At 65.5% G+C, this 23294-nt stretch carries 22 protein-coding genes; 8 read left to right on the top strand and 14 right to left on the bottom strand.

What is annotated here, in order from left to right; all coding sequences use genetic code 11:
• Both G522_RS0120175 and G522_RS0120170 read right to left on the bottom strand, forming a co-directional pair.
• The coding region (locus G522_RS0120175; protein WP_026792589.1) for a leucine zipper domain-containing protein at nucleotides 1-248 on the bottom strand (248 nt) is incomplete at its 3' end.
• Nucleotides 249-332: 84 nt separating this feature from the next.
• Nucleotides 333-1163 carry an alpha/beta fold hydrolase gene (locus G522_RS0120170; RefSeq protein WP_026792588.1) on the bottom strand — a complete coding sequence of 277 codons (831 nt, stop codon included), beginning with the start codon at nucleotides 1161-1163 and terminating at the stop codon, nucleotides 333-335.
• Between the two features lie 488 nt (nucleotides 1164-1651).
• Between G522_RS0120170 and G522_RS0120165 the strand changes: the two genes are divergently transcribed.
• Nucleotides 1652-1960 carry a tautomerase family protein gene (locus tag G522_RS0120165; protein WP_026792587.1) on the top strand — a complete coding sequence of 103 codons (309 nt, stop codon included), beginning with the start codon at nucleotides 1652-1654 and terminating at the stop codon, nucleotides 1958-1960.
• A gap of 108 nt (nucleotides 1961-2068) precedes the next feature.
• Here the strand turns inward: G522_RS0120165 and G522_RS0120160 are convergent, their stop codons facing one another.
• Complete coding sequence (locus G522_RS0120160) at nucleotides 2069-2941, bottom strand: LysR family transcriptional regulator (protein WP_026792586.1); 873 nt, start codon at nucleotides 2939-2941, stop codon at nucleotides 2069-2071.
• A 130-nt stretch (nucleotides 2942-3071) separates the two neighbouring features.
• Here G522_RS0120160 and G522_RS0120155 point away from each other — a divergent pair, with 130 nt between their 5' ends.
• The 4 genes from G522_RS0120155 (at nucleotide 3072) to G522_RS0120140 (ending at nucleotide 7446) form a co-directional block, all read left to right on the top strand.
• The gene (locus G522_RS0120155; RefSeq protein WP_425414085.1) at nucleotides 3072-4070 is read left to right on the top strand and encodes an alcohol dehydrogenase catalytic domain-containing protein; all 999 of its coding nucleotides are present in this window, start codon (nucleotides 3072-3074) and stop codon (nucleotides 4068-4070) included.
• On the top strand, nucleotides 4067-5584 hold the full coding sequence (locus tag G522_RS27870; protein ID WP_051228907.1) for a winged helix-turn-helix domain-containing protein: 1518 nt from the start codon (nucleotides 4067-4069) through the stop codon (nucleotides 5582-5584). Before G522_RS0120155 ends, G522_RS27870 begins: the two co-directional genes overlap by 4 nt.
• A 160-nt stretch (nucleotides 5585-5744) precedes the next feature.
• Nucleotides 5745-6584, top strand: coding sequence for an SDR family NAD(P)-dependent oxidoreductase (locus G522_RS0120145; RefSeq protein WP_026792584.1), 840 nt, complete (start codon nucleotides 5745-5747; stop codon nucleotides 6582-6584).
• 37 nt (nucleotides 6585-6621) lie between these two features.
• Nucleotides 6622-7446, top strand: a complete 825-nt coding sequence (locus tag G522_RS0120140; protein ID WP_026792583.1) for an SDR family NAD(P)-dependent oxidoreductase — start codon at nucleotides 6622-6624, stop codon at nucleotides 7444-7446.
• Between the two features lie 221 nt (nucleotides 7447-7667).
• Here the strand turns inward: G522_RS0120140 and G522_RS0120135 are convergent, their stop codons facing one another.
• The 6 genes from G522_RS0120135 to G522_RS27860 all read right to left on the bottom strand — a co-directional run bounded on the left by G522_RS0120135 (nucleotide 7668) and on the right by G522_RS27860 (nucleotide 14235).
• Nucleotides 7668-8672, bottom strand: coding sequence for a hypothetical protein (locus tag G522_RS0120135; RefSeq protein ID WP_026792582.1), 1005 nt, complete (start codon nucleotides 8670-8672; stop codon nucleotides 7668-7670).
• Nucleotides 8673-8743: 71 nt separating this feature from the next.
• Nucleotides 8744-9820, bottom strand: a complete 1077-nt coding sequence (locus tag G522_RS0120130; protein ID WP_026792581.1) for an ABC transporter ATP-binding protein — start codon at nucleotides 9818-9820, stop codon at nucleotides 8744-8746.
• Nucleotides 9820-11112 (bottom strand): ADP-dependent glucokinase/phosphofructokinase, encoded by a 1293-nt coding sequence (locus G522_RS27865; RefSeq protein WP_051228905.1) that lies wholly within the window; start codon nucleotides 11110-11112, stop codon nucleotides 9820-9822. Before G522_RS27865 ends, G522_RS0120130 begins: the two co-directional genes overlap by 1 nt.
• Before the next feature lie 5 nt (nucleotides 11113-11117).
• On the bottom strand, nucleotides 11118-11963 hold the full coding sequence (locus tag G522_RS0120120) for a carbohydrate ABC transporter permease (protein ID WP_036840158.1): 846 nt from the start codon (nucleotides 11961-11963) through the stop codon (nucleotides 11118-11120).
• An 11-nt stretch (nucleotides 11964-11974) separates the two neighbouring features.
• Nucleotides 11975-12922 (bottom strand): carbohydrate ABC transporter permease, encoded by a 948-nt coding sequence (locus tag G522_RS0120115; RefSeq protein ID WP_084633305.1) that lies wholly within the window; start codon nucleotides 12920-12922, stop codon nucleotides 11975-11977.
• On the bottom strand, nucleotides 12919-14235 hold the full coding sequence (locus G522_RS27860) for an ABC transporter substrate-binding protein (RefSeq protein ID WP_051228903.1): 1317 nt from the start codon (nucleotides 14233-14235) through the stop codon (nucleotides 12919-12921). The genes G522_RS0120115 and G522_RS27860 overlap by 4 nt, the downstream gene beginning before the upstream one ends.
• Nucleotides 14236-14449: 214 nt before the next feature.
• On the opposite strand from G522_RS27860, the gene G522_RS0120105 reads away from it, so the two are divergent.
• Entirely contained in the window at nucleotides 14450-15277 is an 828-nt protein-coding gene (locus G522_RS0120105; RefSeq protein ID WP_026792578.1) for a DeoR/GlpR family DNA-binding transcription regulator, read from the top strand.
• A gap of 4 nt (nucleotides 15278-15281) precedes the next feature.
• On the opposite strand, the gene G522_RS0120100 is transcribed toward G522_RS0120105, so the two are convergent.
• From G522_RS0120100 to G522_RS27855, 4 genes are all read right to left on the bottom strand, one after another.
• Nucleotides 15282-16082: an ATP-binding cassette domain-containing protein gene (locus tag G522_RS0120100; RefSeq protein ID WP_026792577.1), complete on the bottom strand. Its 801-nt coding sequence runs from the start codon at nucleotides 16080-16082 to the stop codon at nucleotides 15282-15284.
• The gene (locus G522_RS0120095) at nucleotides 16082-17068 is read right to left on the bottom strand and encodes an ABC transporter permease (RefSeq protein WP_026792576.1); all 987 of its coding nucleotides are present in this window, start codon (nucleotides 17066-17068) and stop codon (nucleotides 16082-16084) included. The genes G522_RS0120100 and G522_RS0120095 overlap by 1 nt, the downstream gene beginning before the upstream one ends.
• A 137-nt stretch (nucleotides 17069-17205) precedes the next feature.
• Nucleotides 17206-18228 carry a substrate-binding domain-containing protein gene (locus G522_RS0120090; protein WP_026792575.1) on the bottom strand — a complete coding sequence of 341 codons (1023 nt, stop codon included), beginning with the start codon at nucleotides 18226-18228 and terminating at the stop codon, nucleotides 17206-17208.
• A 125-nt stretch (nucleotides 18229-18353) separates the two neighbouring features.
• Entirely contained in the window at nucleotides 18354-19967 is a 1614-nt protein-coding gene (locus tag G522_RS27855; RefSeq protein WP_156886996.1) for an FGGY-family carbohydrate kinase, read from the bottom strand.
• 211 nt (nucleotides 19968-20178) lie between these two features.
• Here G522_RS27855 and G522_RS27850 point away from each other — a divergent pair, with 211 nt between their 5' ends.
• Both G522_RS27850 and G522_RS30130 read left to right on the top strand, forming a co-directional pair.
• Entirely contained in the window at nucleotides 20179-21438 is a 1260-nt protein-coding gene (locus G522_RS27850) for an ROK family protein (RefSeq protein ID WP_084633304.1), read from the top strand.
• Nucleotides 21439-21557: 119 nt separating this feature from the next.
• Nucleotides 21558-22160: a hypothetical protein gene (locus tag G522_RS30130; protein WP_156886995.1), complete on the top strand. Its 603-nt coding sequence runs from the start codon at nucleotides 21558-21560 to the stop codon at nucleotides 22158-22160.
• Nucleotides 22161-22341: 181 nt separating this feature from the next.
• Here G522_RS30130 and G522_RS0120070 read toward each other — a convergent pair whose 3' ends face one another.
• Nucleotides 22342-23034, bottom strand: coding sequence for a GntR family transcriptional regulator (locus tag G522_RS0120070; RefSeq protein WP_026792574.1), 693 nt, complete (start codon nucleotides 23032-23034; stop codon nucleotides 22342-22344).
• Nucleotides 23035-23294: the final 260 nt, after the last annotated feature.

Genomic DNA, 23294 nt, shown 5'->3' with positions numbered 1-23294 from the left:
CGCAAAGCCGCAATCCGGACGCACACGTCCGTCGCGAGTTGCCTGGGGCTGGTCTTTGGACGAGACGAACGATCGACCATTCCGACCGATCCTTCGACACGAAAGCGCTCAACCCAACGCGACACACTCTTCACGCAAACGCCATAACGGCGGGCCGCTTCCGCCTTCGACAGACGGCCTTCGATCACCGCGACGGCCATTTCCTCTCGACGCAACGGCGTCAGGCGGGCATTCTTGTGGATGTTCATTCGGGGCGATCCTGGAAAACTGAGGTGTGGTAACTCCAGTCTCCAAAATCCGCTCCGAATGGACAACCTCCTGAAAGCTCACATCTAGGCTTTGATGAAGTCCAGGATATCGGCGTTGATCACGTCGGCGTGGGTGGCCGCCATTCCGTGCGGGAGACCCGGATAGGTCTTCAGCGTTCCCTTTTTCAGGAGCTTCACGGCGAGCCGGGCGGAGTCGTCGATGGGGACGATCTGATCATCCTCGCCATGCATTACCAGCACCGGCACGTCGATCACCTTCAGGTCCTCGGTGAAGTCGGTCTCGGAGAAGGCCTTGATGCAGTCGTAGTGCGCCTTGGCACCGCCCATCATACCTTGTCTCCACCAGTTGCGGATCAGACCCTCCGACGTCTTGGCGCCTGGCCGGTTGAAGCCATAGAAGGGGCCCATGGGGACATCGAGGTAAAACTGCGAGCGGTTGGCCGCCAGCGCATTTCGCAAGCCGTCGAAGGAATCGATGGGAAGGCCGCCCGGGTTGCCTGCCGTCTTCAGCATGATCGGCGGGATCGCCCCGATGAGCACGCCCTTGGCCACGCGCCCCTTGTCGTGGCGCGCCAGATATCGCGTCACTTCGCCGCCACCGGTGGAATGGCCGATATGGATCGCGTCCTTCAGGTCGAGGTGCCTGACCACGGCCGTGACGTCGTCGGCGTATGTGTCCATCTCGTTGCCAAGATCGGTCTGGGAGGACCGTCCGTGCCCGCGCCGGTCATGGGCGATCACGCGATAGCCCTTGGCGAGAAAGAACAGCATCTGCGTGTCCCACTCGTCCGACGTGAGCGGCCAACCGTGGTGGAAGACGATGGGCTGGCCGTTGCCCCAGTCCTTGTAGAAAATCTCCGTCCCGTCGGACGTCTTGACGAAACCACTGCTCATCTTCGTTGCTCCGGTCTTGAGGTGATGGACCGCGGAGGCCGATGGCGCCACGGGCCTGGACTGCGCCTGAGTGCCGAGAACGGCAGCCGCGGCGGCAGTGAGCGAGCCGGCGAGGATAGTTCGCCGAGTCGGAGGTCTACTTGTCTGGATGGGCTTCATGACTGTCTCCCGGATGTGTCGGTGTCAGGCTTGGTTGCCCGTCGATCTTTCGGGAGAGCGGCACCGTCTGCCAGTTAAGCCTTAAGAGACGTTGTGGGCGGTCGCGCGGGGTCGCCTGGCGCGGCGAAGACGCGTCTGGTCTGGTGAAGCCTTGCGAGATGGTGCGAGCCCGACATCGCCCGCGCTTTCAACAGCAGCCGGCTGCGCGCCGCTCAGGCCCCTGCACCGCAGCTCACCGCGGCTCACCAAAGCTCACAACGCCTCGCTCGCGGCAAGAGGTCGCTCCGCCCAACATGGCTCCGTTGTCCATCTTTCCAAGGAGAGCCACCATGCCGTTCGTAAACGTGAAGCTTGTCGAAGGCGTTTTCAGTGAGGCGGAAAAGCACCGGCTCGCGAAGGCGCTGACCGACGTATTGGTCGAATTCGAGGGATCAGAGGCCTTCCGCGAGGTCGTATGGGTGTTGATCGAGGAATTGCACCCGGATGGCTGGCATATCGGCGGCCGTCCCTGGGAAGGGCCGCGTTCGCTGACCGCGACGCTGCAGAAGTCGAAAACGATCGTCGAAACGCTCGACGGCGTGCCGCAGACCCGGGCGGAATGGGCCAAGGCGGTGCCGGTCCTGAAGCAACAACCCTAGAGCCTTCGCCGAGTCCCGGCGGGCATCAAGCGCCGGGACAAATGTCTGCTCCAAGCAAACCGCTGGAATCAACAGCTTGCCAGCGGTTCTCACGACAGCACCGGCCGGTCATGGACCGGCCGGGTTTGGTGCCGATGCCAGGCGGGCGATGACCAGATCGAGCAGGGCCCGAAGTCTGGCGAGACGACGCAAGTCCCGGTGATAACCGACATAGGTGTCCCGCCCAGGTGGCGGCTCGCCGACATCGACCGGCCGGAGGCCCGGCATTGCGTCTCCAAGCGGCCGGGGGAGGACGGCAAGGCCCGCTCCCTGCGCTGAGAGAACCGCCTGCACATCCCGGTTGTTGCTCCGCATGGCGACATCGGCCTTTGGCAGCCGGCGCGCCAGCCAGCGCGCGTCCGGCATGTCGGCGAAGGCCGTATCCATCGTGACGACCCTGATCCCCTCCCCATCACCGTCGATCTTCGCGGGACCATCTCGCGGGCCGTAGACGGCGTAGGAAATGTGCACGAGGCGGCGGGAGATGACCTCCGGCTCGTCGAAAGGGCGGATGCGGAAGACCAAGTCGGCCTCGCGCCGGGGCAGGCTATAGAGCCGAGCGTCGGTCAGGAGTTCGACGCTGACCTGCGGGTGCAGGCGACCGAACTCGGCCAGCACCGGCGCCAGCATCAGCCGGCCGAACCAGTCGGAGGACGACAGTCGCAGGAAGCCGTCGAGTTGCGCCTCAGCGCCGGCCAGGCGTCTCTCGAAGGCCAGCGCCTCTTCCTCCATCCGCTCGGCATGCGCCAGCACGGCCGCGCCTTCGTGAGTAAGAACGAAGCCCTCGGACGTGCGCTGAAAGAGGGCGTGCCCCACGGAGGCTTCGAGAGCCGACAGGCGTCGTCCCATGGTGGGCTGTGACAGGCCAAGCCGGCGGGCGGCCGCGCCAAGCGTGCCATCGCGCGCGATCGCCAGAAAGATCCGCAGGTCGCTCCATTCCATGGCGGTGTCCAGATCTCGTTATGGATCCATTCAAAACTGAATGGACGACATTCAGCTTCGATAATTTCCATGCGTTCCACAAGGGGTCATATTGGGAAAAACACGCAGGAGCTCACACATGACATCATCTATGAAAGCCGCCGTTCTTCACGAAGTGGGCGCACCCCTGCGGATCATTCGAGTGACCCGTCCCACCCCCGGGGCCGGCGAGGTCCTGGTCCGCATCGCGGCGGCCGGCACCAACCCGCTCGACACCAAGATCCACGCCGGCGAGGCCGCCCACGCCCGGCACCCTGCGCCAGCCATTCTCGGGTTGGATATGGCCGGTACCGTTGAAGCCCTCGGGCCGGGCGTGACCCGTTTCCGCACCGGCGACGAGGTCTACGGTATGGTGGGCGGGGTCGGCGGCAATCCCGGTACGCTGGCCGAATATGTCAGTGCCGACGAGCGACTGCTCGCCGCCAAGCCCGCCAATCTCAGTATGCGTGAGGCCGCGGTCCTGCCGCTGGTGACCATCACGGCGTGGGAAGGGTTGATCGACCGTGTGGGCGTCAGGACAGGGCAGAGCCTCTTGGTGCTCGGGGGCGCGGGCGGTGTCGGCCACATCGTCGTCCAGTTGGGCCTAGCCTTCGGCGCGACAGTCCACGCCACTGGCAATGCGGAGAGCCGGTCTGTCATCGAGCGCCTCGGCGCTCAGTTCATCGATCGCCAGGAGCCGATCGCCGACGCCGTGCGGCGGCTGACCGGAGGGCGCGGCTTCGACATCGTCTACGACACGGTGGGCGCGCTCGACGTCGCCTTCGCCGCCGTCGCCAAGTTCGGCCACGTCACCTCGTCCCTGGGGTGGGGCACACATCCACTGGCGCCGCTGTCGTTCAAGGGCGGTACCTATTCCGGCGTCTTCACGCTGATGCCGCTGATCCTGGGTGAGGGCCGCGAGCACCATGGGGAGATTCTGGAAGAGGCTCGTCAGTTGGTTGAGGCCGGCAAGCTCACCCCGCTCGTCGACCCGCGCCGGTTCACGCTCGATACGGCCGATGCGGCCTACGAGGCGCTGAAGAAGGCCGATGGGCTGGGAAAAATCGCCATCGACATTTCAATTGCGGCTTTGGGTGGAGGTCAGCCATGACATTGATGAGCGCTTCTCCGGCGAGTGATTCAAGGGCCACTGGAACGATCTATTTCTTTGGCCCCTTCCGGCTCGTACCCACGGAGCGCCGGCTTGAGCGCGACGGTCATCCTGTCACCCTCGGAAGTCGCGCGCTCGATATCCTGATTGCCCTTGCCGAACGGCCTGGCGAAGTGCTTGGCAAAAGCGAACTGCTGCGCAAAGGCTGGCCCGACCTGACGGTGGACGAGAGCAACCTTCGGTTCCACATCGTCGGATTGCGCAAGGCCCTCGGCGACGGAACGGGCGGCCGCCGGTACATCGTCAACGTACCCGGCAGGGGCTATTGCTTGGCGACGGCGACACAGCACGTTGCGACAATGCCTTCCCAAACATCGCAATTAGGCCGCCAGCCTCTGCTGCCCGTTCTCGATCGCATCGTCGGGCGCGACGCCGCCATTCACGACATTGTTCAGACGCTGAGGACGCACCGGTTCGTCACGATCCTGGGCGCCGGTGGCGCGGGAAAGACCACCCTTGCCATCGCGGTCACCCATCAGCTCGCCGGGGATTACGGCGACGATATCCTGTTCGTCGACCTGGGTGATCTCGCCGATCCCACGCTTGTCGCCAGCACGTTGGCCACGGCCCTGGCGATCGATACCCCATCCAGCGATCCGACGGCGGAGATCATCGACGATCTGCGCGAGCGCCGGAGACTCATTGTCTTGGACGGGTGCGAGCACGTGGTGGATGAGGTCGCGAAGTTGGCGGAGCAGATCTATCTCCAGGCTCCCCAGGTTGGAATTCTTGCCACCAGCCGGGAGAGGCTGCGCGTCGAGGGAGAGCGGACCATTCCATTGAGCGGGCTCGCGCATCCTTCACTGGGCGAATGCCGCACCCTGGAAGAGGCGATGCGTTTCCCGGCGGTCTGCATGCTCATCGAACGGGCGCGGGCAGCCGGATATGTCGGGACGATCGGCGATGCCGATGCAGGTTGCGTCGCCGGGATCTGCCGAACGCTCGACGGTCTGCCGCTGGCGATCGAGCTGGCCGCCAGCCGCGTCGCCGAGTATGGCTGGAGCGAGACGGCTCGTCTTCTGGAAGGACGGCATAGGCTGATCTGGAGCGGCCGGCGCACCGCCCCGGCGAGACACCAGACCCTGCAGTCGGCGATCGAGTGGAGCTACGATCGCCTCGACCCCATCCAGAAGATGATCTTCGCCCGCCTCGCCATATTCTCCGGCCCGTTTCAACTGACGGATGCCATGTCGCTGACGTTGGGGGACGACCTCACGGCCACCGAGATCGCCGGCGTCTTGCAGTCTCTGGTCGAGAAATCCCTGCTTGCCGTTGTGCGGGACGGTCAAGCGACGTCCTATCGGCTGCTCGATACGATGCGCGCTTTCGCCTGTCTGAAGTTGGATGCGGGCGGCGATCGGCAGGCCGCCGCCGGTCGTCATGCCCCTGCCGAGGGGCGGGCTCTCGGCGATGTCGCCCTCTCGTGGCTATGGGAAAAGCGCCTGCTGAGCTGACGCGGATCGATCCGAGGTGGAGAGGCGGTAACTGCATGCCGTCCAACACCATCTCACACCGCCTTGCTGGCGTGCCTCGGCTTGCTGCCGGAAGCTGTCGATGGCTGGCGCGTGCCGTCCACCGATTTTGCCGTCCACACCCAAACACGCGAGAGACCAGATGCGGAAGACCTGGATGATTACCGGAAGCTCGGTCGGCCTCGGTCGGGCGATCGTCGAGGCGGCTCTGGCCAGAGGCGACCGGGTGGTGGCCACCGCTCGCAACCCGTCCGCTCTCGATGAGCTTGCCGCACGACATCCTGAGACGCTGCACAGACTGGCGCTGGACGTCGGCAATCGGGAGGCCTGGACGCGGGCCATCGATGGCGCTGTCGCCCACGTTGGCAGTATTGATGTCCTGGTCAACAATGCCGGCTACGGCGCCGTGGGCTCAATCGAAGACACCCCCCTCGATGTGATCGGCGACCTGATCAACACCAATCTGATGGGCACCATCCACGCTTGCCAATCGGTCCTGCCGATCATGCGCGGGCAAGGGCATGGCCGCATCATTCTGATCTCATCGATTGGCGCGCGGATCGCCACGCCGGGCGCCGGGGTCTACTACGCGTCGAAAGCGGCCGTATCCGCGTTGGCCGAAAGCCTCGCTCTTGAAACGGCGGCGCTGGGTATTCGGGTAACAGCCATCGAGCCCGGCGGAATGCGGACACGCTTCGCCGAAGCCTCCTCCCTCAAGATCACGCCGTGGAACGCTGCCTATGATGCCACCGTGGGCGCGACGGTCGCGGCAATGACATCTCCGGACTACGCGTCCCACCTGGGCGACCCCCGCGGCCATGCCGCTCTTGTGCTTCAGGTTGCCGACCTTGACTGCCCGCCGACGCGAATTCTCGCCGGTGAAGACGCCGTCAACTTCGCGCGTGAAGCAGCCGAGACCCAGGCCTTGCTGGATGATCTGTGGTCCGATCTGGCCCTGTCGCCAACATCCAGCGCGATGTGAAGCCCCCTCCTGACGGTCGACATCAAAGGATTATGCCATGAAAGTTTGGTTTGTTACCGGTGCCTCACGTGGGATAGGTGCCCTGGTTGTCCGGCGCGTGCTCGAAAAAGGCGATGCCGTGGTGGCCACGGCCCGCGATCCGCAGGCCGTCATCGAGCGGATCGGCGCGCATCCCAACCTTCTCTCCGTCGCGCTCGACGTGACCCAGGAAGACCAGGCAGTCGCGGCCGCCCAGGCGGCGATCGACAGGTTCGGGAAAGTGGACGTTCTCCTCAACAACGCCGGCTTCGGTCTGATCGGCGCGGTCGAGGAAGCCAGCGCGGCCGAGATCGAGGCCGTTTTCCGGACCAACGTTTTTGGCCTGCTGGCCGTGACGCGCGCGGTCCTGCCGCACATGCGCAAGGCGCGGTCGGGCCGCATCCTCAACATCTCATCGATCGGCGGCTATCGGGGTGCCGCCGGGTTCGGCGTCTATGGCGCTAGCAAGTTCGCCGTCGAAGCGCTTTCAGAGGCCCTGCGGGCCGAACTGGCTCCCCTCGGCATTCATGTCACCGCTATCGAACCAGGCTATTTCCGGACGGATTTCATGGACGCCTCGTCGCTCAAAGTCAGCGGCGCGAGCATTGCCGACTACGACGGCACGGCCGGCAAGGTCAGGATGAATGCCGGCCGGATCAATGGCGCCCAGCCGGGCGATCCCGCCAAGCTGGCCGAGGTCCTCGTTGATTTTGTCGAGGTGGCCGACCCGCCGGTGCGCCTGCCACTCGGAGCCGACACCATCGTTGCGATCGAAGCCAAGCACGCCTCCGATGCAGCGATCGTGGCGCAGTGGCGCTCGGTTGCGTTGTCAACCGGATTCTGATCGGAGAGGCTAGAGCACCCGCCGATCAGGTTGAGTCAACCTGATCGAAAAGCGGCTGCTCCAGCAAATAACCTAGAGCCTTCGCTGGACGACCAAATGTTTCAATTTGGTCGGCGAAGGCTCTAGGCGCGATCGCGTGCCGAGCGGCGCCGACGCCCATCTTGAACAAAGACGCCCGGAGCGGGAGGATCGCTCCGGGCGAGAGGCCCTCGGAAGCAGCGTCAGGTGGAGGCCGCGGCTTTCAGGACCGCCTCGGTGACGACGCTGTCGTCCTCGAGGCTGCGGACCGGGGCGATGCCCTTTTCCTTCAGCACGGCGTGGTAGGACCTGACGGCCTCGAGCGGCCTCAACTCGCCGTCGGCCACGGCGCGCATGTGGCGGACCATGTCGAGCTGGCTTTCGGCAAGGTTGATCTTGCGGCCGAACAGCGCGACGCGAGCGCCGTATTTCTCGGCCTGGAACAGCAGCTCGAAGGTGTCGCGCGTCGTGCCGGCGCCGCCGCCGAGCACGCCCACCACCAGCTGCGGATCGTAGGAGGCAAGTTCCTCCAGCGCCTTGGCGCCGTTGTAGGGATATTTCAGGAACTGCGGCCGGTCGACGCGCAGCACGCCGGACAGGCAGCGGGCCAGATTGTCGTTGACGAAGGAGCCGACATCGGCGGGCGCGACGCCGCATTCGACGTTGGGATTGAACACCTCGAGGAAATACTCGATGCCGTTCTTCGCCGCGTCCTCGCGGAAGGCGCTGAAGGCTTCGAGCGACCTCAGGTCGGCTTCGATGTCGTTGACGAAGGTGATCGAGTAGAGGCCGAGATTGCCGATCTTGGCTTCGGCGATCCGCTTCAGCGACGGCGTGCGGAACGGCCGCGACGGTCCGAGCTTGCCGTAGCCGTTGGGCCGGGCGCCCCAGATGTCGGTGGTGTCGTTGGCGCGGAAGGCGGGCCGCACGGGGCTGTTCTTGAAGGCGCCGGCTTCCTGCAGCAGTTCGAGGTTGGAGCAGGACACCAGCATGATGTCGAGCAGATCCTGGCGAACCAGCTGGGTGATCATGTCCAGGAACTCGGCACGCGTCCGGAAGCGAACGAACTTGCCGGCCTTGTCGCGGATCGGCCCGGTGCCGGGAATGGGGTTGGACATGTCGCCGTCCTTGGCGTCGGCGATGATGAAGTCGCCCTTGGCGTAGTTGCCGGCCCGGATCTTGGCGAGCTTGGTATTCATGCGGAACATTGAATTCTCCTTGGGTACTTGTTTTCTTGGTTGGGATGCCGCCGTTTTCCGGGCAGCGGTGCGGAAGGGGTTCATCTTTCGCCCGGGGCGGCGATGCGGCGGCCATCCGGGTCGAACAGGTGCAATCCGGCCGGGTCGATGCTGAGACGGACGACGTCGCCCATGGCGACGGTGGGGGCGCCGACGGCCTGCAGCACCACCGGCGTGCCGTCGCTGAGGACAATGTGGATCAGCGTCAGGCCGCCGAGATGCTCGGTCAGGGTGACGCGACCGCCGAGCGGGCCGTCGGCCGACAGCAGCAAGGCCTCCGGACGGATGCCGACGCTGAGGGGGCTTCCCTCTCCGAGCGTCACCGGCTGCCGTAGCGCGATGGCGCTGCCGTCGGCAAGGCGCGCTTCGGCGGCGCCGGCCAGACGCGCCGGCAGGATGTTCATCTGCGGCGAGCCGATGAAACGGGCGACGAACAGGTTCTGCGGCCGCTCGTAGAGGCGGACCGGCGTGGCCACCTGTTCGAGCGTGCCCTTGTTGACGACGGCGATCTTGGTGGCCAGCGTCATCGCTTCCACCTGATCGTGCGTCACGTAGATCATGGTGGTGCCAAGCTTCTGATGCAGCTCGGCGATCTCCACCCGCATCTGCATGCGCAGGGCGGCGTCGAGGTTGGATAGCGGCTCGTCGAACAGGAAGACCTTGGGATTGCGGACGATCGCCCTGCCCATGGCGACGCGCTGGCGCTGGCCGCCGGAGAGCTGGCGCGGGTAGCGATCGAGCAGATCGGTGAGGCCGAGAATGCTGGCGCTGGCCCTGATCTTCTCGGCCGCCTCCGCCTGGGGCATCTTGGCGAGGCGCAGGGAAAAGCCCATATTCTGCGCCACCGTCATATGCGGATAGAGCGCATAGTTCTGGAACACCATGGCGATGTCGCGGTGCTTGGGCGGCACGTCGTTCATCACGTCGCCGTCGATCACCACCTCGCCGCCGCTGATGGTTTCGAGGCCCGCGATCATGCGAAGCAGGGTGGATTTGCCGCAGCCCGAGGGGCCGACCAGAACGACAAAGGCGCCGTCTTCGATTTCGAGGTCGATGCCATGGATGACCTCGAAAGCACCGTAGGCCTTGGTGACGGATCTGAGGGAAACGGGTGCCATTACGGTCTCCGTGGGGCTGCAAGACCGGCCGAGCCGAGAATGGGCTGGTGGCTGGCGATGGAATGGATGAGCAGGCAGCCGGCGGTGAAGCTGTCGCCGAGGCCGACGGTCGAGGCGGGCCGTTCGAGATAGGGCGCGGCGACGCAGACAACCCGGCGGCCATCCGTCAGGGCGGAGATCGATGGCGCAGGCAAGGGCTCAAAGCGCGCGCCGTGCGGCACCCGGGGGTGGGAGGAGGGCTGGCCGGCCTCGGCGCGGGAAGCGGCGAGCAGGCAGCCCATGGCGAGGGCATCCATCTCCACCAGGGCGTCGCCTCGGGTGACGGCCAACGCCCAGCCATCGGCATGCACGACCAGCCGGTCGACGCCGAGCCGGCGCGACAGCTCGTCCGCCTGCGCCAGCGGGTCGTCGCCCGGCACCAGGCCGCGCAGTTCGTTCTGATTGAGGCCGATCGACGTCACCACGGGCGAAAGGGCGGTCAGCGTGGCGTCGAGCGTTCCCGGCCAGGGATAGGCGCCGAGTTCCAGGTGGACGACCGACAGACCGGCCTTACGCCAGGCGTGTGCCGCATTCGAGAGGCGCTCGAGGACGGGCGGCAACTCGGCCAGCGGAACGGTGTTGGGCGATGACAACAGACCGGCCCGCAACTGATGCCCGTTCGCCGCGACCCAGCGGTCGAACGTTGCATCCTCATGCAGGGCTTCATCGGCGAAGCGGACGATGATGCGGGTCGACCGTTCGGCCACGAAACCGGGCAGGGGCCGGCCGGCGGTATACTCGATGATGTAATGCGCCGGCTTATCTTGGAGTGCCGGCCAGCGACGCTTCGGCGAGCCGATCGCGGTGTCGCTTTCGGCCAGGCCTATGCCGGCATGCAGCGAGGCGAGCTCTTCGGGGCCGACCTCGCCCAGGGCAAGCAGGGACGGCGCGCCGATTGCCGCCAGCGTCCAGGCCGCCTGGGCCGACGTGCCGCCGATCGCCGTGCCGCCCGGCAGCGTGTGCGGATCGAAGAAGGCGGGGCCGTCCGGCCAGTCGTTCATCAGCATTTCGCCGCCGCGGCCGGCCTTGGCGCGCGCCATCAGTTCGGCGAACAGACGGCGGGCCCCGGCATCGGGATGCTCGGCCAGCAGCGGCGCGACGGCGTGCAGATCGATGCGCCGGTCGAGACAGACGGCGAAGCCGGTGACCAGCCTGGTTGCTTCGCTGACGATGGCTGGCACTTCGGCGGCGAGCCGGTCATACGCGCTGGGCCAGTCGATCGATGAGATGTGGATGGTCTGGGGGCTGTTCATGGTGGTCATTCCTTGACCGCGCCCTGCGTCAGCCCCTGGATGATCCAGCGCTGGAAGGCGAGCACCAGCAGCACCAGCGGCAGCGTCACCACCACCGAGGCGGCGGCGAGATCGCCCCAGGGGACGTAGTAGAGGTTGGTGAAGTTGGCGATGCCGACGGGAATGGTCTGGCGCTCGACGCCCGAGGTGAAGGCGAGCGCGAACATGAACTCGTTCCAGGCCATGATGAAGGCGAGCAGGCCGGTGGTGACGAAGCCGGGCAGCGACATCGGCAGGATGACCGAGACCAGCAGACGCAAGGGACCGGCGCCATCGATGATGGCGGCTTCGTCGATTTCGCGGGGAATGGTCTGGAAGTAGCCGAACAGCACCCAGATCACCAGCGGCAGCCCGAGCGACAGATAGATGATCACCAGGATGGTGTAGGTGTTCATCAGGCCGAGCGACGACGCGGCGAGGTAGAGCGGCGCGACGATGGCGATCTGCGGGAACATCGACACCGACAGGATCAGCGCCAGGATGCCGAAGTGGTAGTAGACGCGCAGCCGGGCGAGAGCGAAGGCGGCGCCGCCGCCGATGGCCAGGCAGAACAGGGTGGTCAGCCCCGCCACGATGGCCGAGTTGATGATGTAGAGGTGAAACTGCTTCTCGACGAAGATGTTGTAGAAATGGTCGAGCGTGCCGGGCCAGGGCAGGAAGCTGGGCGTCGGCGACGACAGCAGTCGGTCTTCCTGGAAGGAGGTGGAGACCTGCCACAGGAAGGGCGCCACCGACCAGACGACGATCAGCGCCGAGGCGATGTAAAGCGCGATGCGGGTGATCAAGAGTTGGGCGCGCCAGGACGACAGCATGGGTTTCCTCCTCAGCCGTTGTCGCGCCGCATGCGGCGAACGATGAACAGGCCGAAGCCAAGGGCGATGAGAGCCTCGGTGATGAACATGGCCGCCGACAGCGCGCTGCCGTAGCCGAAGTCGAGGCCCGAGAAGAGAACCTTGTAGGACAGGGTCGACAGCACCTCGGTGGAGTCGGCCGGACCGCCGCCCGTCAGCACGTAGACCAGGTCGAAGATGCGGAAGGCGTCGAGGGCGCGGAACATGCCGGCGATCAAGAGCGTGGTGAACAACAGCGGCAGGCGGATCGACCAGAAGCATTGCCAGGGGCCGGCACCGTCGATGCGCGCGGCCTCGACCAGCGAATGCGGCACCGTCTGCAATCCGGCGAGCAGCAGCAGCGCCATGAAGGGCGTCGTCTTCCAGACGTCGGCGATGATGATGGTGAGAAGCGCCGTCTGGCTGTCGCCATACCAGTTGACGTAGCCGTCGATCAGGCCGGTCTGCATCAGCAGCCAGTTGACCACGCCGTGCTGGCCGTCGAACAGCCAGCCGAACATCTTGGAGGTGACCACCGTGGGGATGGCCCAGGGAACCAGCATCGCGGCCCTCACCCAGCCCCGTCCCTTGAAGGTCTCGTAGAGCACGATGGCCATGGCCATGCCGAGCACCGTCTCGAGAAGGGTGGAGGCGGCGGTGAACAGCATGGTGTGACGCCAGGCCGACCAGAAATCCGGGTCAGCCGTCAGCCGAACGTAGTTGGAGAGACCGACGAAGGCGTCTTCCTGGGTCGACAGCATGGTGTTGCGCAAGGAGAGGCGCAGGCCGTCGATGACCGGATAGACGGAGACGGTGAGGAGGGTGAAGGCCGCGGGCAGGAGAAAGAGCAGAGGCGCCCACCGTTCGGCACGGCTCCTCTGCGTCAGTCGCTTGCTCCGTCGGCTGTCGGCCAAGCGGCCGACCGACGGAAGCGTGGTCATGCGCCGACGATGCCCTCAAGCTTGGCCTTGGCTTCCTTGAGCGCGTCGGCGACGTTGCCGTTGGTGACCGCCTTGGAGACGGCCGACTGCAGCGCCAGCGACACCTGGGAGTATTTCGGCGTCACCGGGCGCGCCGTGGCGCCGACGAACACCGGCTTCAGCGTCTGCATGAACGGCTGCGCCTTGCCGAGTTCGGCACTGTCGAACACGGCCGGCCGGCTTGGCGCGAGACCGAGCTCGGTGGCGAACAGCAGCTGCGTCTCCGGGCTCGACAGCCACTTCAGGAATTCGACCGAGGCGTCCCGGTTCTTGGTCGAGGCGTTGACGCCATACTGATAGCCGCCGAGGCAGGCCGCGCTCTTGCCCTTGGCGAAATGCGGCAGCGGCACGACGCCGACCTTGTCGACCACCGAGGAGGCCTTGGCGTCCTGACAGATCGGATAGACGTAGGACCAGTTGCGCAGGAAGGCGACGTCGCCGCCGGTGAATGGCGTGCGCGACGGCTCCTCGTCCCAGCTGCGGACGTCCGGCGGGCTGATCTTGTACTTCTCGATGGTGTCGTACATGAACTGCACGGCTTCCACCGCCGCGTCGTCGGCGATGTGCACGGTCTTGCCGTCGTCGCCGAGGATGCTGCCGCCGTTGGAGGTGACGAATTCCACCAGGTCGCAGATCAGCACCTCGGCCTGCTTGGCCTGCCAGGAGAAGCCGATCTTCGCCTTGCCGGCCTTCATGATATCGGTGGCGGCGGCGACCAGTTCCTCCCAGGTCTCCGGTGCCTTGGAGACGAGATCCTTGCGGTAATAGAGCATGCCGCTATCGACATACCAGGGCAGGGCGGTCAGCTTGCCCTGCCACTTGCAGGCGGCCAGCACGCCGGGGAAATAGGCGGCGGCCTCATTGGCGGTGACATACTCGTCGAGCGGCAGAGCCCAGCCGGCGCCGGCAAACTCGGCGATCCACACGACATCCTGGGTGAAGACGTCGGGCGAGCCGTCCTTCTTGGCGAGGCGTTGCACCAGGCCCTGGTGGACTTCGGTGGAAGAGCTGGGCGGCGGCAGCTCGTCATAGCGAACGAGAATGCGGCTCTGGGACTGGTTGAAGACGTCCACCATCTCGGCGACGGTCCGCTTGCCGAAGAACTTGGCGCTGGCAAACGTGATGTTGGTACGGTCGGCGGCCGAGGCCACCGAGGTCAGCTTCAGGATGGCTGGGGCGGCCAACACGCCGCCGGTGGTGATGCCAGCCACTTTCAGAAATTGGCGGCGCCCGACAGACGCGGGCTTGCCGACATGATCGTCATGGTCAGTCATGCGTTCTCACTCCCTTGCACTCGCGGGTTTCGTCCAATTGGCGAAACTTCTCTCATGAGCGGGCTGATAAAAGCCGCATAAAGTCGAACTGTCAAGCATAAAGCAGCATTAGTTTGTGCGCTATTTTGCGTCTTTATACCACTTTGTGACGCAAAACCCGGTATGATAGGGTCGGCGCGACGCTCAAGCGATTGCAACGGCAGGCCAGACGACGATGACTACAGAGGATGTTGACAAGACCGGTTCGGACGCCACGCTGCCGGCGCGGCGGCGGGCCGACATCCTGCGACTTGCCCAGCAATTGGGGCAGATTACCGTGACGGACATGAGTGCGCGCTTCGACGTGTCGCTGGATACCATCCGCCGCGATCTCGATATTCTCGCCGAACAGGGTCTGGTCAGCCGAATTCATGGCGGTGCGCTCCCGGCCTCGGGCATGGCGACGGCGGATACGCCGTTCGATCTCCGCATGAAGTCGCATCATGCGGCAAAAACACGCATCGGCCGGGCCGCGGCGGAACTGGTCGGCGATGGCGAGACGCTGCTGGTCAACGGCGGCACCACTACCATCGCCTTCGCCGCAGCGCTGGACATGCGGCGGCGCCTCACGATCGTCACCAACAATCTTGGGCTGCCGTCCGCCGTACCGCCGGCGGCCATCCTCAATCTCTATCTGCTCGGCGGCGAAATCCGCAGCGGCGCCCAGGTGACGGTGGGGCCCATTGGCTTCGTCGGCACCGGCGCCATCACCGCCGATACCGCCGTCATCGGCGTGGGCGGGGTCGACGCCACCGGCTTCTGGACCAGCCACCTCTCCGAGGCCACCATGATGGCCGCGATGATCGAGGCGGCACGGCGGACGATCATTCTGGCCGACAGCCGCAAGTTCGGGCGCCACGCCTTCGCCAAGGTCGCCTCGCTCGAACGCGTGTTCGCGCTGGTCACCGACGCGCCGCCCCCGCCCGACATTCAGGCGGCGCTCGAAGCGGCGGGCACGCTGCTCATCGTGGTGCCTGACGACGGCGAAGCCGGCGCAGGCTGATCCTTCAGCCTCCTTCCACCTTGATGGCGCCGGTCATGATGCCGACCACGTCGGCCATGGTATGGGTTTTCGGCGAGACGACCGCTGCCCGGCGGCCGAGCCGCATGATGCAGATGCGGTCGGCCAGATCGAACACGTTGGGCATGTTGTGGCTGATCAGCACCACCGGCAGGCCACGGTCGCGGATCGCCCGGATCAGTTCCAACACCTGGCCGGTTTCGCGGACGCCGAGGGCGGCGGTCGGCTCGTCCATGATCACCAGCTTGCTGGCGAACACCGCCGCCCGGGCCACGGCAACGCCCTGGCGCTGGCCGCCCGAGAGGTTCTCGACGAGGCTGTTGATCGACGGCAGGCGGAACTTCAGCTCGGCCATGGCCGCCGCCGCCCCCTCGCGCATGCGGCGCTTGTCGAGCCGGCGGAACACGCTGCCGAGGATGCCCGACGACAAGAGCTCGCGGCCCAGGAACAGGTTGCTCGGAATGTCGAGGGCGGGGGCGACGGCGAGGTCCTGGTAGACCGTCTCGATGCCGCGATGGCGGGCGTCGAGCGGTCCCTTGAAATGCACCAGCTGGCCGTCGAGCAGGATCTCGCCGCTGTCGGGCACCACGGCGCCGGTCAGCGTCTTGATCAGCGTCGATTTGCCGGCGCCGTTGTCGCCGACGACGGCCAGGATCTCGCCGGCGCGCAGGTCGAAATCGACGCCGTCGAGGGCGACGACATGGCCGTAGCTCTTGACGATCTTGCGGGCTTCGAGCACGACGCGGACGGTATTGCCGGGCTGGGGCTTGGCGGCGAGGGCAGACATCAGCGCCTCCTGCGGGAAAGCTGGTCGAAGGCGACGGCGACGATCACCAGGATGCCGGTGACGAGGTCCTGCCAGAGCGGATCGATGCCGGCGAGCGTCAGGCCGTTGCGGAGGACGCCGACGATCAACGCGCCGATCAGCGTGCCGACCAGGCCGCCACGACCGCCGAACAGGCTGGTGCCGCCGATCACCACGGCGGTGATGGAATCGAGGTTGGCCGTCTGAAGCGCGTTGGGGTCGGCGTTGGGGATGCGGCCGAGGGCGAGCCAGGCGGTGATGCCGTAGATCAGGCCGGCCAGCGCGTAGACCTGCAACAGGTGCAGGCGGACGGGAATGCCGACGAGGCGCGCCGCTTCCGGATTGTTGCCGATGGCGTAGAGGTGGCGGCCCCAGCGCGTTTCGTTGAGCAGATACCAGACGATGGCGTAGAGCAGCAGCATGGCGATGACGCCATAGGTGAGCACGAAGCTGCCGACGCGGAAGGTGTTGCCGGTCAGGCCGAGGAAATCGTCCTGCACCGGGAAGGCGCCGCCCTTGGAGATGAGGCGCAAGGCGGCCGTCAGGATGCCGAGGGTGCCCAAGGTGACGATGAAGGGTGGCAGATCGAGCCGGCTGACCAGCGCTCCGGCGACGAAGCCCGACAGCGTGCACAGGGACACCGCGAACAGCATCGACAGCACGGGATCATAGCCGAGGAGCACCAGCTTGCCGGCGACGATGGTGCCGAGCACGCAGATGGCGCCCACCGCCAGATCGATGCCGGCGGTGAGGATCACCAGCGTCTGGCCGATGGCCAGCGTGCCCACCACGATGGTCTGCTGCAGGATGATCGACTGGTTGTGGGGGGCGAGAAAGCGCGGATTGGTGATGGCGAACACCAGGCAGAAGGCCAAGAGGACCAGAATGGGCCCGACGGCGGGAATGGCCTTGGTTCGCGAAAACAGCCCGGCGCTGGCCTCGGGGGCAGACGGGGTTGCGCTGCTCATGGGGACCTCGCAACTGACAGGATTTGAAGGCGAACCGGCGGACGCGTGGCGGTCCGCCGGCCCGGGAGGGCGCTCATCGGCCGGTCAGGGGGAAGTCAACCGATGATGACGCCAAATACCGTCCCTCAACGAAGGGATCAGTCGCCCCAGCAGTTCTGGAGGCCCCACGCGCTGTCCTTGGAGTCGAGCCCCGGCATCGGCTTGTCGGTGATCAGGTAGGAGCCGGTGTTGACGAAGCCTGTGGGCTTCTTGCCGGACGCCGCATAGTCGGCCACCGCGTCGACGCCCATCGAGGCCATCTTGTAGGGGAACTGCATCACCGTCGCCGCGATGATGCCGGCCTTGACGTTGCGCACGCCGGCGCAGCCGCCGTCGATCGAGGTCAGGACCACGTCCTTTTCCTTGCCGAACGACTTCAGCGCCTGATAGCCGCCGGCCGCCGCCGGTTCGTTGATGGTGTAGACGACGTTGATGTCGCCGTTCTTGGACAGAAGGTTCTCCATGCCCACCTGGCCCTTGTCCTGGGCGCCGTTGGTGATGGCGGCGCCGGCGATGGCCGGGTCGCCCTCGGCAATGCCGAAGCCCTTCAGGAAGCCGTTGTGGCGGAAGGTGTCGACCGTGCCGCCGGGCGTGCCGTCGAGCATGGCGATCACCGGCTTCTTGTCGCCGAGCGCGGCCTTGGCATAGGCGCCCTGCTGGACGCCGGCCTGGAAGTTGTCGGTGGCGAAGGTGGCATCGACCGCATCAGCCGGGTCGGTGGCCGTGTCGAGAGCGATCACCAGCACGCCGGCGTCACGCGCCTTCTTGATGACCCCGAGCATGCCCGAGGAGTTGTTGGGCGTGACCAGAATGCCCTTGGCGCCGGCCGAGATCAGGTCCTCGATGGCGGCCACCTGGCCCTCGTTGTCGCCGTCGAACTTGCCGGCGCGGGCGATCAGCTTCAGGCCCTTGGTCTTGGCTTCGGCTTCGGCCGCCTGACGCATCTTGACGAAGAAGGGGTTGACCTCGGTCTTGGTCACCAGGCCGACGATGACGTCGTCTGCCTGCGCATAGGAGACGCCAATCGCGCCGGCCAGACCGAAGGCGATGGCGAACACCGCGCAACCCGCCGTGAGCTGCGACAACGCGTAACGAGACCTGTCGTGATGAGAAGTCTGCATGTTTTCCTCCCGGGTTTTGTCTGGAGCCGGTTCCTCGTCGGCTCCATGGCCATCCTCCGAGGCCACCTCGATTTGACACCTATTAAGGATGGAGTCAAACATAAACGATTTATATTTGTATATTTTTATCCAAAAGTAGGCTTTGGTTTGGCTGTGGCGGCTGTCACGCGGATGTCGGGCGCAGCGCCGCCCTGCGGACCGATCCGGCGCATCGCCGCGCGCACCGGCGCCAGATCGGCCATCTGGCAATAGGCGGAAAACAGCAGCTCGTAGCGCGCCGATCGCTGCGAGTCGGGGGTGAACATGCGCCGGGACCGGGCGCCGAAACGGGCGGCGCCTTCCTTGAAATCGGCGACGACGCCGGCCGCGACGGCGCCGTGGATGGCCGCCCCGCTTGCCGTGGCGTGGGCGATGGTCGGCAGCTCGATCTCCCGGCCGAGGACATCGGCCATGATCGCCACCAGCAGCGGGTTGGTCTCGGCGAGGCCGGAGGTCATCACCAGCCGCCGCGTGTCGAGGCCGCCGGCATTGGCCAATTCGAGCACCCGGCGCGTGCCGTAGCAGAGCGCCTCCATCAGCGCCCGGTAGATGCCGGCCGCCGTGGTGTCGAGGCCGAAGCCCATCAAGAGGCCTGATAGCCGCGAATCCGCGTGGGGAACGCGGTTGCCGTTCCACCAGTCGAGGCCGACGAGGTGGTTGTCGCCGGGCGCCAGCGTTGCCGCCTCGGCGTTGTAGGCGGCAAAGCTCGCCGAGAGATCGGGGCCGCGCGGAAAGGTGCGGACGAACCAGGCCAGCAGGTCGCCGAACGCAGCCTGTCCCGCTTCGTAGAGCCAGAGGTTCGGCAGGGAGCCGCCATGGGCGACGCCTTCGAGGCCGACCGGCAGGGGAACGCGGCGTTCGGCCAGAAACAGATAGCCGGCCGAGGTGCCGAGCGCGCCGACCATGGTGCCGCCCTCGACGGCGCCGACGGCCGGCAGCACGGCATGCGAGTCGATGATCGCTACCGCCACGGTGGCCGGCCCGAGGATACCGGTGCGGCGGCGCCAGTCGTCGGTCAGCTCGCCGGCCGGACTGCCCGCCGGCAACGGCCGGGCAAGGCGGGCTTCAAGGCCGGGCACGATGCCCGGGGGATAGCCGGCGGCGGCGGAATACTGCGCCTTGTAGGCGGCAAAGCCGAGATTGCGGGCCTCGCGGCCGGTGAGCCGCAGCACCATCCAGTCGCCGGCTTCCATGAAGCGGTCGGCCGCCGCCCAGACATCAGGCGCTTCGGCCGCGATCTCCGCCGCCTTGGCCAGCAGCCATTCGCCGGAGAGGCGGCCGCCGAAATCGTCGAGAAACGCGCCGCCGGCCGCGTTGATCGCGTCGGCATAGCGCTGGGCGCTGTGCTTCCAGAGTTTGACGTAGGCGTGCGGCTCGCCCGGCATAAGCGCCGACAGGGGCGTGCCGTCGGTCGTGGTCGGCAGGGGCGAGGAGGCGGTGAAGTCGAGGCCGATCGCCAAGATGTGGCGGTCTCGCCCGAGGCGGGCCAGCACTTCCTCGGCGGCGGTGAGATAGTCGCCGGGATCCTGCAGCGCGAAGCCCGGGGGCAGCGGCGTTCCCTGAGGCAGCGATCCGCTCATCACACCATGGCGGTAGGGCGAGGCGTGATGATCGACGGCGACGCCCGAACCGGCGTCGATCAGCACGCCGCGCACCGACAGCGTTCCGAAATCGAGGCCGATGAGATAACGCCCGTCCATGTCGCCGCTCCCAACCGACACTGGCGTTCTTCGCGCCATGAAGCCTTCGGCGGCAGGGCGCCTGCCGGCCGCGGTCTTCTAGTCAGGCCTGATGTGATCAAAAGTCAATATCATTTTGTATATTTCTATACATAAGTAACAGCAACGAGGCCCTTGGCGCTTTCACTGAGGACGTTTATTGGCTACATCTGGTTGAGTAGGAGACAATCGGATGCCCATCAGAGACGGCGTTGGCGATACCGCGGCGCTGACCAATGCCAGCGACATTTTTTCTCTGATTGCCACCGGTACGGCTGTCTCGCGCTCGGCGCTGCTCGAGAGGTCGGGCCTGTCGCGGGTGACGGTGACGCAACGGCTCAACGCGCTGATCGCCGCCGACCTGATCGGCGAGGCGGCTGAGACGCTGCCGAGCGGCGGACGGCCCACCCGCGTGCTCACCGTCAATCGCCAGGTCGGCCATGTGCTGGTCGCCAATATCGGCGAATCCCACCTGCATCTGGCGCTGATGTCGCCGGACCTCATGATGATTGCCCAGAGCACGCTGCGTTACGAGGTGGCGGAGGGGCCGACGGCGACGCTGAACCGGATTGCCGACGGGTTTCGTCAGTTGCAGGCTGAGACGGGCGACAACGGCATCCTGCTCGGCATCGGCCTCAGCCTGCCGGCGCCGGTGGATTACAAGCGCGGCCGTGTCGTCGGCCCGTCGGTCATGCGCGGCTGGGACGACGTCGACATCATCGGACCGATGGCCGCCCATTTCGATGCGCCCGTCTATGTCGACAACGACGTCAACCTGATGACCCTCTACGAGTATCGCCGGCATTTCCAGCTCGCCGACGACATCCTGTACATCAAGGTGGGCACCGGCATCGGCGCCGGCTTCATCGCCGACGGCAAGATCTTTCGCGGCGCCCATGGCGCCTCCGGCGATATCGGCCACATCCAGTTCGATTCCGACGATCCGCCGCTCTGCCGCTGCGGCAAGCTCGGCTGCGTCGAGGCCCGCGCCGCCGGCTGGGCCATTGCCCGCGACCTGCGCGCGCTCGGCTTCAAGGCGGAGAATGCCCGCGACGTCATCGCCCTCGTCGACGAGCAGGTGCCCGAGGCGATCATGCTGCTGCGCAAGGCCGGCCGCGTCATCGGCGAGGTGACGGCCGACGTCGTCAGCATCCTCAATCCCGGCCTGATCGTGGTGGGCGGCACGCTGGCGCGCGGCGGCGACTTCCTGCTGTCCGGTATCCGCGAGCTGGTCTATCAGCGCTGCCTGCCGCTAGCGACGCGCGAACTCAACATCGTCCTCGCCCCGCCGCAGGCCGACATCGCCCTCTTGGGCACCGGCCAACTGGTGGTCGACAACGTCTTCTCCCCACCCGGCGCCGCCGACCTCCTCAACCGCATCGTCGCCAGCATGACCCGCCCGGTCGCCGATCGACCGGAAGGGGCGAGGCGCAGAGTGCGAAGGGCTGGGTGATTTTGCGCGGACCGTGGCTTCGACAAGGTCGGGGGAGCCCCCAGTCTTGCTGACTTCTGGTAGAAATGCTCCACTCCCGGTATAGGGAAGGGCCATAGGCTGGGCGTCGGAGGAGCGGAATGAAGTATATGCTTTTCGGGCTTCGGGCCGCTGCCTATGTGGTGCTTTCATTTGCTTGCGCAGGCTTTGCGTTGGCTGACGACTGGACTTGCACCCAGCCGCCTACTGCAAACATCAGTAAAGGCATCGAGAAACTTTCGGGATCGAAACAATTCGAATCGATTGATCGGCGTGCCGTCGATTTTATTGAAAGACCTCTCAAGAAACGTCTTGGATTCAAATCGAGTATCGTTTCATGTCACGGCTCATCCTGTCGTATCGGACGGGAATTCATCCGCTTCATTGATGGGAAAATAGAGCTCCCGACCCGGGAAATGCCAATGTCCATTTGCTGGGTACACGATCCGCACATTGCGTACTGTGATAGAGTGGCTTGCTCACCTCCCCCGGAGAATCATTCCGTCGTTTATCTTTGGGATGATGGAGAATTGAGTCTGAGCTTGGATAAGTTGAAAACGAAAGAAAACCAGCTTCCCATCAATGAAGTTCATGAGAATAATTTGGCTTACGACCCAGACGTCAAGGACTATCATTCAAGAGTCGTTGGCGTTGCTAGGGATGCGTCTGTGATGATATTTTTGGAGACATACAATAAAAGGTGATCGGGACGACTCCCGATACACGCCTGCATCGGCATCGCATCAGTCCAGGCCCTCTCCAAGTTGCAGGAGATGGTCCTGAACTGGGTGGGGCAAGAGACAGCCTTGATGCCAATGTGCCGCGTTGCGCGAATGAAAACCGCTCGGTAGAACGCAAGAAGCGGTCGCTACAGACCGCCTTCCCTCACGCAAAGATCGCTGGCATTTCCGCGGCGAGTTCCTGGATGGTTTTCAGGACTTGCTTGAGGTGGTGGCGCATGGCGGCTTCGGCGCGGTCGGGGTCCTGGGTTTCGATGGCCTTGAAGATTTCGGCGTGCTGGTCGGTGAGCAGCAGCATGTGCGCCTTGTTGGGCAGGCTCAGGAAGCGGACGCGGTCCATCTGGCCCTTGACGCTCTGAATGAGGCGCCAGGAGCGCGGCATGCCGGTGCCTTCGCTGATGGTGCGGTGGAAGGCCTCGTCGAGCGGCATGTAGTCTTCCGGCGAGCCGGCGGTCGCGGCGTGGCGCTGGTCGTCGATCAGGCGGGAGAGGTCGCGGATCAGGGTGGGCGAGGGCTGCTCGGCGGCGCGGCGGACGACGGCCGCCTCCAGCGCTTCGCGCAGGAACTGCGCTTCCATCACCTCGGCGACGCGGATGGGAGAGACGACGGTGCCGCGCTGCGGGAAGACGTCGACCAGCGTTTCGTCGGCAAGGCGGATCAGCGCCTCGCGCACCGGCGTGCGGCTGACGCCGAGCCGCAGCGCCAGTTCCTTCTCGCTCAAGGCCTCGTTGGGCTTGAACGTCAGGCCGATGATCATCCGCTTCAGGAGGCCATAGACCTGGGCACCGATCGGCTGCTTGGGATCGAGCTCATATCCGGCGGCGGCAGTTGGCAACACGTTGGTTTCTCCTGTGAGATACTACCATGGCATATCCCGGCGCCGGCTGTCCAGATGGACGTCCGTGGGGCCTTGAGGCGGGCGCGGCCGGCGGGGCAGCTTTCTCCCATGGTCGAAACGGGTTGTGCGCATCGTCAGAACATGGATGATGCGTTGCCTTGTCCTGCTGGCTTGCCCGGCAGGGTCTGCCCCGAACAGCGCCCCCCGACGGCTGCATATTCGTTTTGAAGCGAACAGCACAGAGCGAACATGCACCTAAG

Source organism: Pleomorphomonas oryzae DSM 16300, assembly GCF_000422965.1.
GTDB lineage: Bacteria > Pseudomonadota > Alphaproteobacteria > Rhizobiales > Pleomorphomonadaceae > Pleomorphomonas > Pleomorphomonas oryzae.
Note: the sequence above shows the minus strand (reverse complement) of the source record. Positions and strands in the feature narration are given on the sequence as shown.